The sequence below is a fragment of the Gracilimonas amylolytica genome (assembly GCF_002911695.1).
Classification (GTDB): Bacteria; Bacteroidota; Rhodothermia; order Balneolales; family Balneolaceae; genus Gracilimonas; species Gracilimonas amylolytica.
This window is the reverse complement of record NZ_PQBS01000040.1, coordinates 46,389-62,743: the sequence shown is the minus strand read 5'-3', so window position 1 is coordinate 62,743 and position 16,355 is coordinate 46,389. Positions and strand designations below refer to the sequence as shown.

At 43.8% G+C, this 16,355-nt stretch carries 13 protein-coding genes; 11 read left to right on the top strand and 2 right to left on the bottom strand.

Annotated features, from left to right (window positions below):
* Window positions 1-101 precede the first annotated feature (101 nt).
* The 11 genes from C3B73_RS12530 to C3B73_RS12480 all read left to right on the top strand — a co-directional run bounded on the left by C3B73_RS12530 (window position 102) and on the right by C3B73_RS12480 (window position 11,768).
* Complete coding sequence (locus tag C3B73_RS12530; protein ID WP_157939503.1) at window positions 102-1,523, top strand: amidohydrolase family protein; 1,422 nt, start codon at window positions 102-104, stop codon at window positions 1,521-1,523.
* A 70-nt stretch (window positions 1,524-1,593) separates the two neighbouring features.
* Window positions 1,594-3,033, top strand: coding sequence for a tetratricopeptide repeat protein (locus C3B73_RS12525; RefSeq protein WP_232803204.1), 1,440 nt, complete (start codon window positions 1,594-1,596; stop codon window positions 3,031-3,033).
* A gap of 117 nt (window positions 3,034-3,150) precedes the next feature.
* Entirely contained in the window at window positions 3,151-3,939 is a 789-nt protein-coding gene (locus C3B73_RS12520) for a hypothetical protein (RefSeq protein ID WP_103665951.1), read from the top strand.
* 161 nt (window positions 3,940-4,100) lie between these two features.
* Window positions 4,101-6,176, top strand: a complete 2,076-nt coding sequence (locus C3B73_RS12515; protein ID WP_103665950.1) for a TolC family protein — start codon at window positions 4,101-4,103, stop codon at window positions 6,174-6,176.
* 17 nt (window positions 6,177-6,193) lie between these two features.
* A complete protein-coding gene (locus C3B73_RS12510) occupies window positions 6,194-7,240 on the top strand; it encodes an HlyD family secretion protein (protein ID WP_103665949.1) in 1,047 nt (348 codons plus the stop codon).
* Entirely contained in the window at window positions 7,240-7,599 is a 360-nt protein-coding gene (locus tag C3B73_RS12505; protein ID WP_103665948.1) for a hypothetical protein, read from the top strand. Before C3B73_RS12510 ends, C3B73_RS12505 begins: the two co-directional genes overlap by 1 nt.
* 26 nt (window positions 7,600-7,625) lie before the next feature.
* Entirely contained in the window at window positions 7,626-9,077 is a 1,452-nt protein-coding gene (locus C3B73_RS12500) for a TackOD1 domain-containing metal-binding protein (RefSeq protein WP_103665947.1), read from the top strand.
* 5 nt (window positions 9,078-9,082) lie between these two features.
* Window positions 9,083-10,411, top strand: a complete 1,329-nt coding sequence (locus tag C3B73_RS12495) for a glycosyltransferase family 2 protein (RefSeq protein WP_103665946.1) — start codon at window positions 9,083-9,085, stop codon at window positions 10,409-10,411.
* A gap of 61 nt (window positions 10,412-10,472) precedes the next feature.
* Window positions 10,473-10,805: a TraR/DksA family transcriptional regulator gene (locus tag C3B73_RS12490; protein WP_103665945.1), complete on the top strand. Its 333-nt coding sequence runs from the start codon at window positions 10,473-10,475 to the stop codon at window positions 10,803-10,805.
* A 100-nt stretch (window positions 10,806-10,905) separates the two neighbouring features.
* Window positions 10,906-11,349 (top strand): MarR family winged helix-turn-helix transcriptional regulator, encoded by a 444-nt coding sequence (locus tag C3B73_RS12485; RefSeq protein WP_103665944.1) that lies wholly within the window; start codon window positions 10,906-10,908, stop codon window positions 11,347-11,349.
* Between the two features lie 41 nt (window positions 11,350-11,390).
* Entirely contained in the window at window positions 11,391-11,768 is a 378-nt protein-coding gene (locus C3B73_RS12480) for a VOC family protein (RefSeq protein WP_103665943.1), read from the top strand.
* On the opposite strand, the gene ppgK is transcribed toward C3B73_RS12480, so the two are convergent.
* Window positions 11,769-12,530, bottom strand: a complete 762-nt coding sequence (gene ppgK, locus C3B73_RS12475; protein WP_103665942.1) for a polyphosphate--glucose phosphotransferase — start codon at window positions 12,528-12,530, stop codon at window positions 11,769-11,771. It abuts the gene before it with no gap.
* A 99-nt stretch (window positions 12,531-12,629) separates the two neighbouring features.
* Window positions 12,630-16,004: a preprotein translocase subunit SecA gene (gene secA, locus C3B73_RS12470; RefSeq protein ID WP_408609862.1), complete on the bottom strand. Its 3,375-nt coding sequence runs from the start codon at window positions 16,002-16,004 to the stop codon at window positions 12,630-12,632.
* Between the last annotated feature and the right edge of the window lie 351 nt (window positions 16,005-16,355).

The following is a 16,355-nucleotide window of genomic DNA, read 5'->3' as shown; positions in this document are numbered from 1 at the left end:
ATGAATTGCACCTGTGTTCACGACGCAATTCTTTCAAAAAGTTTGATATGAACGCCATTATAGCTTTATTCATAGGTATAAGAACACTTGACCTGACAACTATGAGAATCCGCACTTTTTTAACCTTTATTATAAGCTTAACACTCTTTGTAGGTTGCTCAACCGGCTCCACAGAACACACCTATTTAGTCATAAAGGGAGCCATCGTATTTGATGGCAACGGAGGTCAACCTATCGAGAATAGTGAAATACTGATCCGAGATAACGCGATCGATTGTATTGGAGAAGCGGGCGATTGCTCAGTTCCGATGGGAACCGAAGTGGTGGATGCTGCCGGGAAATTCATTACCCCGGGTTTAATTGATGCGCATATGCATTTCTTTCAAACCGGATTTTTTGACAGCCGACCTGATGCCATGGACCTTAATGAAACTTACCCCTTTACTGAAATAGCGGCCTATCAGGAACGGAATCCGGAGAGATATTTTGATACCTATCTTTGTTCGGGCATCACCGGGGTGTACGATGTTGGAGGAATGAGCTGGTCAGTTGCGCTGCAAGAACAGGCTGAAGAAAACCCGAATGCTCCACACGTGGCGGCAGCCGGACCTTTACTGACACCGGTGCCCGGCGCCCCATTTGACCTGCCTTCAGATAGAGTATTGGTTCAACTAGATTCTGAGGAGACCGGAGTAAAAATGGTTCAGTACATGTCGGCATTGGGAAGCACAGGGGTAAAATTCTGGATGATCAGAGCAGATGACGAAGATTATATGAGCCGGGTAAGAGCGGCCGCTGATGAAATAGAAAAGCATGATAATCAGATGATCGTGCACGCAACGACACTGGAGCAGGCTAAAGCCGTTGTAAAAAGTGGAGCTAAATTACTGGTTCATAGCGTTCAGGATCGGCCAATAGACGAAGAGTTTATAGACCTGATGAAAGAAGAGGGCACTATTTATAACCCAACGCTGATCGTAGGGGCCGGATATACGGTAGCTTTCAGGGGTGCGGCAGATATTGAACCGATCCCTATTACCGATCCCAACGGCTGTGTGGACCAAAGAACGCGGGAACTCATAACAACAGCCTCACAATTCAAGGATCATCCAAGAATGAGTGAGGCATTCAAAGAACGGTTGCAGGCATTTGATCCTGAAACAGATATGACATCAGATGTGATGCTGCAAAACCTCAAAAGACTGTATGAGGCCGGGATCCCTATTGTTGTGGGAACCGATGCCGGAAATCCGGGAACGCTACATGGGATATCCATTTATGATGAAATGGAGATGATGCAGGAGGCTGGAATTGATCCAAATGACCTGATAGTGATGGCCACTAAAAATGGGGCGATGGCCATGAGACGTGAGGATGATTTTGGAACCCTGGAAAAGGACAAGCTGGCCAACCTCATCATTCTGGAATCAAATCCTGCAGAAGATATATCCAATATGCGGAGCCTGTCTCACGTCATGATCAAAGGAAAACTGATGGATGTGACGACTGTACAGCGGCATTAATTTATTTTACGCGATTACCGAATGCGTTTGAAGCTAATTTTAAAAACTCAATCTAACCGACATGCGACTTTTGAATAAAATTGTGCTGATTGCCTTTGCAATAACAGTTTTAACAACCGGGCTTTTCGCTCAGGAAAGGACCTTAGGAAAGATCGATTTCCCAAACTCAGGAGATGCAGCCGCACAAGCTGATTTCATGGAAGGCATGAAATTCCTGCATAATTTTGAATATGCTGATGCCGCCAGGGCTTTCAAGCGAGCAAGAGAGATCGACCCTGATTTTGCCATGGCTTATTACGGCGAGGCAAAAAGTCACAATCACCCGCTTTGGTTTCAGCAGGACCGGAAGGCGGCTATGGAAGTGCTCAATGGGTTGGGGAATACTGTGGCTGAGCGTCAGGCTAAGGCCGGTTCACAAATAGAAAAGGACCTTCTGATGTCGCTTGAAATATTATATGGAAACACAAAGGAATCTGAAGGCAAGCCCAAGGAGGAAAGAGATCTGATGTATCTGGATTTTATGGAACAGCTGCATGAAAGGTATCCGGAAGACCACGAGATCACGGCTTTTTATGGTTTGGCAATTTTAGGTTCGGCGCATGAAGGGCGTGATTATGCGATCTATATGAGGGCGGCCGCCGAGTTGATGGATGTATGGAATGAAAACCCTGAACATCCCGGTGCAGCACATTATCTCATCCATTCGTTTGATGATCCGGTTCATGCCCCACTTGGATTGCCAATGGCAAAAGCTTACTCCAGGATCGCACCCTCTGCGGCTCATGCCCAGCATATGACCTCACATATATTTCTGGCACTGGGAATGTGGGATGGCGTAATTGATGCGAATATCGTGGCTCGTGATGTTCAAACAAACAGGCAGAAAGAGTTGGGAGAAGCTACTACCGTCTGCGGGCATTATCCGTGGTGGCTTGAGTATGGGTACCTACAGGAAGGAGATGCTGCGTCAGCAGAACAAGTGTTAAGTAAATGCTACGAGCGCATTTCCGGTGAGCCAGGCAGCAGTGAGTTGTGGCATTTTGCCGTAATGAGAGGGCATTATGTGGCTGATACAAAGGATTGGAAAGCTGCGGATTCATTTAATGCTGAGTTTACACCGGGTACGAGAGGTGCTGTGAACTATTACTTTACGAGTGCCCTGGCTGCCCTGCATCTGGATAGGATGGATGAGGCTAAACAGGCACTGGATAAACTGATGGAAACGCCGGAGTCTGTGGAGCGAAATATTCAAATGGATCAGATCAAGGCAATTATGCTCGTAAAGGAAGGCCATCAAAATGAAGGTATCGAGTTATTAACGAAAACAGCCGAGGTTGAAGCCGGTTTACCTATCGACTTTGGCCCGCCTGTAATTGTGAAGCCTTCGTATGAGTTATTGGGTGACGTCCTATCGGAAATGGGGAAATATGATGAAGCAAACGCAGCCTATAACAAACAACTCGAGAGGACACCTGAGAGAAGAAGAAGTCTGAGTGGGCTGAATGAGTAAGATGCATTAAGAATTTGCCCAAAATAAATGAGGTGAGAACGCTTAAATACTTGAATTTTTGCCGGAATCTGTTACTTTTACATTTATAAACATCTATATCAATTTCCGGAGGGACAAATGAAGTATGCAATACAAATCGCCCTTGCAACGTGTCTGTCATTACTGATCTCAGCATCTGTAGTAGGTCAGACTGAAGAGAATGCTTATCTGAACATCGATTACCTTAAAGTAGAAGCCGAAGATCATGATGAGTTCGAGAGATTAGTTCAAGAAGATTGGAAAACGGTTTATGAAAAGGAGCATTCCACCGATAAGCTGAAAGGCTGGTATTTTTACCGGGTTGGATACCCGGGAGGGCAAAACAGTTCTTATAATTATGTGATCGTAACTACTTATAAAGACCCAAATACGTTGGTACGTGTCAGTGATGCCATTAACAAGCAGGTCGAGAATGCAAATTCAAGATTGATTGAAAGGACAAATGATCTTGCCACCCATCAGTTTTCTGAGCTATGGAAGACAGTAGCCGGGATCTATAATGGGGAAAATCAAAACCTCAGTGAATTTGTGGTCATGAATTTCATGATGGTAAAACCGGGGAAAGAAGCTGAGTATATCACACTTGAAAATGACATGGCTCGTCCGCTTCATGAGGCACGTGTTGAAGATGGATCCATGCATAGCTGGAGAACCTATTCTTTGATTCAGCCCGGAGGGTTAAATTATTCCTATAATTTTGTAACAGCCGATCACTATGAAGAAATGAATCATATTGAGTTTGGCTTCACCAATGAGCTGATCAAAAGTGTAATGCCCGGCACCGACATCAACGAAATGTTTGATGCGATCTATGCCACACGTGATATCGTTAAAAGTGAAATGTGGCAGTTGGTCGATGCGCTTTAGCATGATTAAAGGTACGATATAAGGCAACATAAAAAATATCTAATAAAACCTGACGTACTAGGCATATATATTCTCATACATAAAGAACTGATTAGTAAATGGGTTGCAAATGATTAGGCTTTGTAAAAAAAGGGAATGGGAATTTAGTAGTTAGGGTAACATTGAGTTCAAATGAAGTTGCTGTAGGCAACCTGTTGTTTACAGCATGTATTTATGTTTTGTGCCTGGGGTTTGCGGGAAACACAGCTTATGCGCAGGATGGGCATGATCTAGACCGTCTTTCAGCAAGGTTGGATTCTGTCGCCATGGTTTTTCTAAATAACCTGCCGGAAACCGGTCCTTTCAACTCTAAGAATGTTTCCTCCGTTTTTTTCGACTCATCGCTTGTTTACTCAGATCTGACACAGGCAGAGATCGACTTGCTTAAGTACAGGCAAGAGGTTCTACATTCTGACCTTGGCGTTGAATTGACTTCAGGATTACTGCAAAACCTGGATCAGGGAGTGTTTGGCCAGGAGGGCATTTTCTATCAGCGGCGGGCACAGGTAGGTGTTCAATGGAATGTGCTGAAAGATGGACTTTTTGAGAATAAGTCAACCGGCGACCAATTGAGCAGCGAGATCAGGATCATGGAGAAGAAAGCCCAAGCTATTTCTCATCAGGAGGCCCTTGAAAGTAAAATTGATAGGTTCAGATCTGGTTTTAATAAGTACAGATTGGAGCTGCTCAGAGATTACCTGAAAATCCTGGAAGAACAGAAGTATGCGCTCACCCGATTGTATGAACAAAATTATATCACTCTCGACCGGGTGTTGGAAGTTACCTCAAGAATGGTGAGAACAGAATCAGCCATTGATCATAATGAAAAGGTCAGCAGGTTTCTTGGTGAATTTGATACAACAGGACTTTCTGTTTCTGACTACCCCGTTTTTAATATTGATCTCGAAAGATTACGATCAGAAGGCCTGATTTTTTATGATGAGCTGACGTCCTTACAGCAAAGTGTGGATTATAAATTTTATAATGAATTATCTCTATCGACCTACCTGAGATACAATTTATACGCCGGCACAAATCCACAATCGACCTTTCAAAACAACGGGAGCCGGGAGTTCTTTTCAGTAGGCTTAAACCTATCCTTACCCATTCCATTAAGTCTGAAAGGCAAGAAAAATGTGCACGATCAAGAGCAAAAGATCCGGAAACTGAACCTGCAGTCAGAAAAAAATGAGATTAGCGATCGGTTATTCGAAAGATATCAGGCCTATCAGGAGGCTCTGCAGAATTACATAACCCTATCTCAAAATGTGTTACTTCATCAGGATAAGATCAGGGTGCAAAATGTAAGGCGTTCCATAGGCTCAGACATGTACAGCCCAAGTGAACTCCTGACGGCTGTATCAAACCTGTATCAGCTGTCCCTTCAGATTCTTGATGTCAAGGAAGATCTCTACTTAAGGCTTTTTGAAATGCAGGCCCTGATACCGGATCATTCGCTTTCTACGTACCTCACTCCTTTTGAGGTGCAGGAACCTGTGATCCAAAACACTCCGGAGTATGGACTGTATGTCTGGTCTGAAAGTTTGACCAATTACTCCACAGAGTCTCTCATAAACGATCTGAAGAATGAAGGGATCAATACCGTATTTATATCTGCGGGAGCAGAAAAAGAAGAACTTAATGATGTACAAACACTGATCGAAACAGCTTCCAAAGATCTAAGGGTTGAGTTAATGATCGGGGATCCAAACCTGATCTTTGAAGATCGGTTCGAGAAGCTGCAAGAACATATTGAGGTGGCCGATTCTATAGGCGCGGCCGGTGTGCATCTGGATGTGGAACCCCACACGCTGGATGGATGGGAAGAAAATAACGAAGAATATCTGGAAGCCTACATGAATATGGTAGATCAGGTACGGAGCTGGACAAATGATAAAGGACTGACCCTGACCCTTTCCATCACAGAACATTACGAATCAATTTTCAGTGAACTTGACCGCCGGTCCGATCAGCTGGTGTTGATGACCTACGGACAGAGTCAATTTGAGGGATACAGTCAGCGGTTTGGCTCTCTGATCATGGAAGCCCCTTTGGGCACGGCTGTTGCTTTAAGAACGAGTGATTTTCAGTCAATGACAGAGATGAAATCTCTCATGCAATCCATAAATGATGGATATGGTGGCGTTGAGTTCTTCATTCAGGATTTTGGCGGATGGCAACAATTGAAAAATAAATAGACCAACAATCAGGCAGTATGCAAAGCGGACAATTCAATACTAATAAGGCAACCATTAGGGGGAACCGGGAAAAAGATACGCCTCAGAAAACAAACTGGGACCGGATCATATACCTTACTCTTCTTTCGGTGGCAATCATATTTATCAGCTACTACCTGATCAACAGAAATTTCTTTGTGGTAGGTGATGGACGGGTTGTGACGAATGAACTTCAGGTGGTTTCTCCCAGCGATATCCGCTTTCAGGAATTTTATGTGGAACCCGGTGATACAGTTGAAAAATCGGACACGCTGTTTCGGTTCACCTTTATTGAGTGGCAACAATCCATGGATAGTCTCGAAACCCTGAAAAAGAGACTGAATGATGCGAGCAATGAACTGGAAGATGTTCTCAGTGAATTACGTATCAAGAATATTGAAGCTGAACGGGCCACTGAGCAACTGCAATATTTTGATGACCGGCTAACTCAGATCAAGAAAGAGGTCAGGCTGGGTGTATCAACCGTATCGGAAATGAAATCGGTTGAAGACAAGATCATGAACGAAAGGGGTGATCTGTCATTGATCAACGAGCAAATCGATCTTTTGGAAGGCAGAAGGAATAACCTTCAGGCTATGATCGCTAATCCTTACGGAAATGACGGTTCAGGGATTCCCAGGGATGCTGCAAGCATGCAGCATATTTATACGGCTCCGGTACCCGGAATTGTGACCATGGTGTATAAAAGTCCGTCAGAGATCGGGCTCAAATCAGAGCGGGTTCTATCTATTTTATCCGAACAGTCACAGTTGAGGATAAAAGCCATATTCCAGCAAAACAGTGGGAAGTATTTGAGTATCGGGGATGAGATGAACGTCACTTTCGATAATGGGGATAAAAGCAAAGGCGTGGTTACTGACATATATGCAGCAGAAGCGCTTATTGACCGGCCCACCGGAAGCCAGAGCGAGCTCGAATTCAGTGTACAGATCGTAGCCGAATTAAAACCGGAAGATCCTTTGGAACTGGATCGGTGGAAATCATACAATAAAATGGGTGTAACCGTAAAGAAAACAATTTTCTAATGGCAATCGACGATTTTTTTATAGACGAAGATAACGAAGGACTTGAAGACAAAAGAGTGTTTGAGGTCGGTGATTTTAAGTTTCTTAAGATCAGTGATCAGGAACCGGTGAGGGCTGAGTTGATCAAGGATTATTCGGGTCTCATTATCGAGTACACCCGGCAAACCTTCACTTTTGAAATGATCAAGACCATCCGTTCTCATGATGAGGAACAGGTATATCTGATGCCTCTCTTTTTATACAAAAGTTATGGGGATTACTCTAAAGATCTATCAGAAATGGTGGATGGAACCCTTGAAAGGCTCAACAATTTGAGTGGCATTGCTGAGACCACCGATATCATCCGAAAAAGAATTTAAGCGAAGTAGTTTCAGGCAGGTTTTATATGAAGAAAATTAATTGTTTGATCGTTGAGGACGATGCCGCTTTTCAAACAGTAGCATTTCACATGGTGCAGAAAGCGGATCGCCGCCTGAATCCGGTGGGTATGGCGAGTAACGGTGCAGAAGCCATTGAAATGTATAATCGTTATGATATCGACATTCTGTTCCTCGATATACACATGCCTGACATGAGCGGCTTTGAATTCCTGGATGAAATTGAAATTAAGGAAGACATGCAGATCATTCTCATGACCGGGGATGAGGATTATGCTCTTCAGGCATTTGAGTACGGGATCACGGATTACCTGCTTAAGCCATTTTCAGCCATTCGGTTCAGAAAATCAGTGTCAAGAGCCATTGAGCGATTAAAAAGTGAAGGCCAGTCTTCTTCGACTGAGAATGTGTTATTGCGTAAGGCACTGCAGCTTGCCCATAGCCGAAATAAGGATCTTGTACCGGTGCCAAGCCGAACTTCCAAACTGGGATATACCTATCCCCTTTTGACGATCAATCTGGATTATGAGAATGAGTTCATAGCTCTGGATATTCTGGATTCTGCTGAAAAGGAAGGGCTGTTAACGGGTGAATTTGTCGATTACATCTATTCATGCAACAGCTGTTATAACGGGTTACTGCATTTCAGGGAAGCATGCCCCAAATGTCAGTCCTCCCATCTGCATATCGAAGACCTGGTGCATCATTTTCCGTGCGCCTATGTGGGACCGGTATCAGATTTTGTGAAATCAGAATCTTCGGATATCATGGAGTGCCCAAAGTGTAAACGCATTTTGAAGCACATCGGGGTAGATTACGATAAACCATCGGTCATGTACAGTTGTCAGCAGTGCGATCACGAATTTCAGGATCCGCACATTAAAGCCAAATGCCACGATTGTGGTGCGGATACAAGGGTGGAACGGCTGGTGAAGCGTAAAGTCAAAAAGTATAAACTGACCAAGTTGGGCCGGGATGCCGCAACCGGTAAGTATAACATAAACCTGAAGGGTTTTGATGAGCTCAATGACATCATCAATGACGAATATTTTATCAGGTTGCTTAAAAATGAGATCGGACGTAAGAAGGTGGCTAATTTCGACAGCACTGTTGCGGCACTGCAATTCTCGAATTTGACTGATCTGTATCAGGGAATCGGTGAAAAAGGACAAAAGGATCTGATCATAGAATTATTTGAAATGCTGAACCGTGAACTTCATTCTTCAGATGCGGTGATCTTTAAAGACCGGATCACAACTCTGTTTCTTTTTACAGAAAAAGGTGTGGAAGAATCACAGGCATTGCTGACAAAGTATAAAGATCGGTTGGCAGAATTGATCAGGGACAACTTTGATGACTTTGAAGTGACCTTTGAGGAAGCCCTGATGCTGATCGAAGAACAAAAAGAACCCCAGTTTCACCTGAAGCAGTTAATGTCTTCATTTAACAATGTAGAATAACCCGCATGGTAGATTTTGTCACATATTGGAGTATGGAGGGAGTCAGCGGATTTTTCAGGGTCTTCTGGTTCTTTATTCTGTTTGAATTTCCCCGCTTTATTGTGATGGATTACTCTATGCTGTTGGTTTATTGGATCAAGGGAAAGTTTGCTGAAAAAGATTATCAGGAAGCCCGGGAAGATTTTCTTTCCGCCAAGCCTTTTATCTCGGTGATCGTGCCGGGTAAGAATGAAGGAGAGAATTTTGAGCGACTGGTGGAATCCCTTGAAGAGCAGACCTACCGTAATTTTGAGATCATAATTGTGGATGATGGATCTGATGATCATTCGACAGTGATCGGCCGTCATCTTGAAAAACAGGGGCGCATTGATAAGTTCATATCGAATACGGTACGGGGAGGTAAAGCGTCAGCTGCAAACACAGCACTTCGTTATGCCACGGGAGAGTTCATAGTTCACCTGGATGCTGACAGCAGTTTGCGGTATGATGCGATCGAAGAGATCATGATCCCATTTTATATGGATTCGAAGATCGGAGCAGTTGGAGGTAATCTGGAAGTGCGAAATCCGGACGTGAATTTGAGTACTACCTTTCAGCAGATCGAGTACAATATATTCATCATGGTAGGGCGTATGGTGACCTCATCTCTGGGAATTTTAAGGATCGTTTCCGGCGCATTCGGGGCATTCCGTAAAGAAGCCCTTGATAAGGTGCATGGCTGGGATATTGGTCCCGGTCTGGATGGCGACATCACGATCAAGATCAGAAAACTGGGCTACAGGGTTCACTTTGAGCCTAAAGCTACTATTTTTACCACGGTACCGGAGTCATTCATTTCATTGGCTAAGCAACGCATGCGCTGGAGCCGGTCGTTGGTACGTTTCAGGCTCAGAAAGCACAACAATCTTTTTATGCCATTTGAGACCTTCGACCTAAGAAATTTTTTAACGGTAGCTGAGAATATCTTTTTCAATTTCATCCTCAATTTCTTCTGGTACATCTACATGATCGATATCATCGTAAACTTTAATCAGGAGATCCTCTATGTGTTGGTGGCAGGTATCATGCTGTACAGTACCTCAAAATTTCTGCAATACGTAGTGGTATTGATCCTTTCAAGAGATTGGAAACGAAAACTGAAATATCTGGCATATTTACCGGGCATGGTTTTTTATACCGGCTATTATATGCGTTTTATCCGAACAGCAGCTTATCTGAAAGAATTATTCTTTAAGGACTCCTTTAGCGATAACTGGAATCCTCTCAAAACATCTGCACAGGCTAAGATACTTGAAAAGAATATTGAACGGGTTTTCAGTAAAACGGGTAGTTAGGTCAATTTGAAGCCTTTTGTAAAGATTTGGCAGTAGGCCAGACCATTTTTACCTTTTACCTATGAAAGCTGAAGAAAAGAAAAAACTGAAAGAGATCATTGTTTCCCGAATTCAAGAAACAAAAGGAGAGATCAAAGAGCTCAAAGAGCTTGTTAAACCCATTCCTTTGGATGCTTCCATAGGCAGAGTATCAAGGATGGATGCCATTAATAACAGATCCATCAATGAATCTGCATTGAGGGAGAAAGAACAAGAGTTAAAGAAACTCAAAAGGGCCCTTGAAAACTCAGAAAAAGAAAATTTTGGTATTTGCACCAGGTGCGGAAATGAGATCCCTTTTGGGAGGCTTGAATACATGCCTCATACTACGCGATGCGTAAACTGTGTTGGCTGATCCGGGTTTGAGAAAAACTTCATTTCTTATATTAGTTTGAACATTGATGTTGGTACATTATATTTGCTGACAAATTATATCATCTGCAAAATAAGCGATCATGAGTACTAATACCCTTCAGGCAACAGACCTTTCTGTTTGGCAAGAACTACGAAATAACATCCGGGAAACCGAAGTTTGGATGCGAAATCAGGTAAAAGATTTTCTGGATGAATTTGAGATCACCCGACAGCAGCTTTCAATTCTCCAGATCCTTAAAGCAGCAAATAACGAACCGCTTTCCACAAAAGAGATCCAAACATTGATGGTTGATAAACGATCGGATACCTCTCGTTTGGTTGACAGGTTGATCGAGAAAGATCTAGTCAGGAAGAGAAAGGATCCGGATGATGGTAGATTAGTTCAGGTTTACATTAAGTATGAGGGACTCCGTTTGTTGGCACAGATCGAGGATAGAATGTCAAGCCTGGATGAACGGTTCGAAAAGCTTAATGCAGATGAGGCTGAGGAATTAAACCGACTTTTGAGTAAACTAAGAGACTAACTGTAAAGCAGTTAGAATACCTCAACATAATTTAAGGTCTTATGAAAAATGCAATAAACTGGTTTGAGATTCCTGCCAGCGATATCGATCGAGCAAGGAAGTTTTACGAGGGGATCTTCGATTTCGAAATGTTTGATCTCAATATCGGAGATGGTTTGAGTATGGTGCTCTTCCCGGCAGTAAGTGGGACGGTAAATGGGGCATTGATCCAATATGAAGACATGTACAAACCCAGCGACAGTATGGGCCCACTGTTGTACCTGAATGCAAACCCTGACGTTCAAACCGTTTTAGATAGAGTGGAAGAGGCAGGAGGTAAGATCTTGATTCCTAAAAGATTGATCACAGAGGATAACGGCTATATGGCGGTTATCATAGATAGTGAGGGGAACCGGATCGCGTTGCACTCAAACAACTGATCAGCGGTAAAATTCCTTGTTCTTAATTTGAACCGAGGCTGCATAGTAGGCCGCGCCCACAATACTGGCATTATTGAGAAGGCTGGCGGCCTTGAATTTCGTTTTGATCTTGATGTAAGGAAAGGTCTTGTCAGCTTTCTTACTCAGTTGCCCGCCAAGTATGAACAGGTCGGGATGGAACAGGTGTTCATAATGTTCCAGTACCAGCTGCAGTCTCTTTCCCCAGGTCTTTTTTCGGATACCTTCTTCTTTTCTGACCTTATTGGATGCCCGTTCTTCAATGCTGATGCCCTTGATCTCGATCTGACCGAGTTCGGTATTGGGAACCAGAATGCCATCTACAAAAATGGACGATCCAATACCGGTTCCAACAGATAACACAATGACGGTGCCTCGCTGGCCTTTCCCGACGCCAAACTTCATTTCAGCAAGACCGGTGGCATCCGTATCGTTTATTACACTGACGTTACAGCCGGTTATCTCGGAAAAGAGGTGATCGGCATCGGCATCAACCCAACCCTGATCCATTCTTGTGGTTGAAAGTACAATGCCACGGCTGGTGGCAGCCGGAAATGCACATCCTATCGGGCCGTTCCAATCAAACTTTTTGACGACCTTGTGGAGTTTGGAGATCAGTTTATGGGGACGCGTATCCTCAATTTTGTCAGTGGTTCTCTTCTTTGAAACGATCTCACCTTTTTCGGTGTCAACGATCGCTCCTTTGATGCCGTAACTGCCAATGTCTATTCCTAAAACTTCCACGTAAGTATGAATTTAATTCGCACCAAACATAGTGAAAAATTAATTAGGTACATAGCGTACTGCCAATAGCGCATTCAGAGATAAAGGGTGTGGTCATATTTATTTTTCAACCACTACCCAGCCTTCTTCATCCACCATGCGTTTGGCATATTTCCATTTCACTTTTTTGGTTTCGTTGGTGTTGATATTCTGAACAGTTACATAATCGTTACGGCCGGGTTCATCTTCCACTTCAACCGGTTGGCGCTTGGCATTGCCACCTTGTGGCTGCTGTCCACCACCCGACTGCTGAGCGGGGGCTTTGAGTCCCATGCCCGTTGAGTCTGAGTGTTGTGTCTCCATGGCCGATGTATCGTACCTCGACTTCTGTTTCTGAGCCTGCTGTAGTCCCTTTTCTTCCGCTTGCACTTCCGGCACCGATTTCCAGATAACGGAAATAGCTTCTTTGTTGATCTCATCAAGCAGCATTTTGAACATATCAAAAGCTTCTCGTTTATACTCAAGCAGTGGATCTTTCTGTGCAAATGAACGAAGTCCGATACCTTCTTTAACAGAGTCAAGTTCACGCAGATGTTCCATCCATTTCTGATCAATAATGGAAAGGATAGAGCTTTTTTCGAGTGAACGTGCAACTTCACGTCCTTCATTTTTAAGAGCATTTTCCACATCCACCACTATGCGCATGCGACGAATTCCATCCGTGAAAACCACCTGAACTTTGTCGGGTCTGTTTTCAGGATTTGCTTCATTGATGCGTTTCATGACCTCGTACAATGGCCTTGCAATTCGCTCTTCCTTCTTGCGATAGTTTTCAAGGGCTTTGTTAACGATGTGGTCTTTTAATTCCACTTCGTTCATTTTAGCCCATTCCTCACGATCGTAATCGACATCTACTGCGAGATTGCGAAGGATATTTTCGTGCAACCCATCATAATCACCGGCAGCTACGTGCTCCTCAACCAGGTTTTCGATCAGGTCATCAAGCATATCGAGGATGTCAGTTCTCAGCTGATCTCCGGAAAGGGCATGTTTACGGCGAGCATAGATCACATTACGCTGATTGTTCAGTACATCATCATATTCCAGCTGACGTTTCCTGATGCTAAAGTTATTTTGCTCAACTTTCGACTGTGCCCGTTCGAGTGATTTGGTGATCCATGGATGGGTGATCACCTCACCTTCTTCAAAGCTCAGTTTATCCATCACATTAGCCACACGGTCTGACATGAACAGGGCCATAAGGTCATCTTCGAGAGACACGTAGAATTGGGTCTCACCCGGGTCACCCTGACGTCCGGCACGTCCTCGCAACTGAAGGTCAATACGGCGAGATTCGTGTCGTTCAGTACCAAGAATGGCCAGCCCACCGATTTCTTTCACCCCTTTTGCCAGTTTGATATCCGTACCACGGCCCGCCATGTTGGTGGCAACGGTAACAGCTCCTTTTTCACCGGCTTGTTTAACGATCTCACTTTCACGGGCGTGTTGTTTGGCGTTCAACACATTGTGAGGGATGCCGGCACGTTTCAGCATTCGGCTCATCGTTTCAGACACATCCACGCTTGTGGTACCTACCAGTACGGGCTGTCCTTTTTTGTGATATTCCTCGATCTTTTGAATTGCCGCGTTAAATTTCTCACGCTTGGTCTTGAATACAAGATCCTCTTTGTCATCCCGGGCAATAGGTTTGTTAGTTGGGATCACCACCACATCGAGTTCATAGATCTCGTTGAATTCTCCTTCTTCAGTTTCAGCAGTACCCGTCATACCGGCAAGTTTGTGGTACATCCTGAAATAATTCTGCAGGGTGATGGTAGCATAGGTCTGAGTTGAAGCCTCAACTTTTACCTGCTCTTTAGCTTCTATAGCCTGATGTAAGCCATCGGAGTAACGGCGGCCGGAAAGTACACGGCCGGTGTGCTCATCAACGATCTGAACTTTGCCATCCTGAACAATGTATTCCTCTTCCCGCTCAAAATTGGTATACGCTTTCAGCAGCTGATTGACGGTGTGAATACGGTCACCTTTCTCAGCAAATTTCCGGTGCAGTTCATTGAAACGGCGTTCACGCTCCTGCCGGATCTCCTGCTTAGCTTCCTCAACTTTCTTCTCTTTATACTCATCGCTGAATTCATCGTTATTTTTGATCTCTTCAAGCTTTTCTTCTTCAAGCTTATCGATCTCTTTTTCAATGATCGCTGTTTCCTCACCCAGATCCGGAATAATGAAAAAGTCTTCATCCTCACCTTTTTTGGTAATGAACTCACGACCCTGTTCAGTCATCTCAATGGAATTCATTTTAGGGTCTACCGCGTAGTACAGGTACTCATCCACCACCGGCATATTCTTGGCATTATCCTGCAGATAAAATGACTCTGTTCTCTGTATCAGCTTCTGGATCTTGGGGTCCTGCTGCATTTTTCGGAGCTGTGTGTTCTTCGGAAACCCGCGAACCGCTCTGAACAGGGCAAGACCTGCTTTTTCCTCGTCTCCTTTCTCCAGTAATTCCTTCCCTTCCTTCACAAGATTGGCAACCAGCTTCTTCTGAGCCTGAACCAGAGATTCTACCCGGGGTTTCATCTCCACATATTTGTCTGATTTATTTCCCTGTGGAACCGGACCTGAAATAATAAGCGGGGTTCGGGCCTCATCGATCAGAATAGAGTCAACCTCATCAATGATGGTATAATGGTGTTCGCGCTGCACAAGCTGCTCTTCCTCGATCACCATGTTATCACGCAGATAATCGAAACCAAATTCGTTGTTGGTTCCATATGTAATATCGGCTTTGTAAGCTTCCCGGCGCTGATCAGAGCTTGGCTGGTAACGGTCGATACAATCTACATGCAGGCCATGGAAATTAAAGATCGGTTCATTCCATTCGGCATCACGCATCGCCAGGTAGTTATTTACCGTCACAACGTGTACGCCTTTTCCGGCCAGGGCATTCAGGTAGGCCGGGAAGATAGCAACCAGCGTTTTACCCTCACCGGTTTTCATCTCAGCAATACGTCCCTGATGGAGAACGATGGCACCAATAAGCTGCACATCGTAGGGAACCATTTCCCAGGTGATCTCATTTCCACCTACTTTCCAGGATTTTCCGACAAATCGACGGCAGGTATCCTTTAAAACGGCAAAGGCTTCCGGGAGGATCTCATCCAATACCTCCTCAATAATTTCGAGCTCTTTCTCTTCAAGTTCATCCAGGTATTCCGCCATTTCGCGGTGCTCCGTCGGGGAGAGATTTTCAAGATCATCAAGTTGGGATTTGATCTCCTCAATTTCAGCCACGGTCTCGGCGGTGGCATTCTGTATCTTTTGCTTGAATTCCTCTGTTTTACCCTTTAATTCATCATCAGAAAGTTGTTTGATCTGATCTTCATAGGACTTGATCTGATCTACGATGGGCTGAATTTTTTTGATATCCTTTTCGCTCTTTGAGCCAAATATCTTGGTAATAACTTTACCGATTTTATCTAACATAATAGGGGATTGATGATCTGCTAATTAATTGCTTAACTCTGAAAGTTAACCTTATAAACAAGGCCGTTCAACTGTTTAGTTCTTATCCATCAAATATCCTGCCACTTTTGTAAGATGTCAGAATATCTGCCAGATCTGAGGGCGTAAATTGGGTTTTATTTTATTAATGGATAAGTGGAAAGAGAGAGGGTAATTATAGCAGGAATCGCTTCCAAGAATTAATTAATTATTAAATATGGGTTAAAATTTAATTAAATTAAGATAAATCTTTTCACATCTAATTTAAATTATGCAAAACCATTGAAATATTTAAATAATACAAATATTTTAAGGACTCAC

Coding starts and splice junctions, on each gene's coding strand:
- C3B73_RS12485 (WP_103665944.1), top strand. CDS start 10,906: ATGAGTACTAATACCCTTCAGGCAACAGACCTTTCTGTTTGGCAAGAA.
- C3B73_RS12520 (WP_103665951.1), top strand. CDS start 3,151: ATGAAGTATGCAATACAAATCGCCCTTGCAACGTGTCTGTCATTACTG.
- C3B73_RS12510 (WP_103665949.1), top strand. CDS start 6,194: ATGCAAAGCGGACAATTCAATACTAATAAGGCAACCATTAGGGGGAAC.
- C3B73_RS12505 (WP_103665948.1), top strand. CDS start 7,240: ATGGCAATCGACGATTTTTTTATAGACGAAGATAACGAAGGACTTGAA.
- C3B73_RS12490 (WP_103665945.1), top strand. CDS start 10,473: ATGAAAGCTGAAGAAAAGAAAAAACTGAAAGAGATCATTGTTTCCCGA.
- C3B73_RS12495 (WP_103665946.1), top strand. CDS start 9,083: ATGGTAGATTTTGTCACATATTGGAGTATGGAGGGAGTCAGCGGATTT.
- C3B73_RS12480 (WP_103665943.1), top strand. CDS start 11,391: ATGAAAAATGCAATAAACTGGTTTGAGATTCCTGCCAGCGATATCGAT.
- C3B73_RS12500 (WP_103665947.1), top strand. CDS start 7,626: ATGAAGAAAATTAATTGTTTGATCGTTGAGGACGATGCCGCTTTTCAA.
- C3B73_RS12530 (WP_157939503.1), top strand. CDS start 102: ATGAGAATCCGCACTTTTTTAACCTTTATTATAAGCTTAACACTCTTT.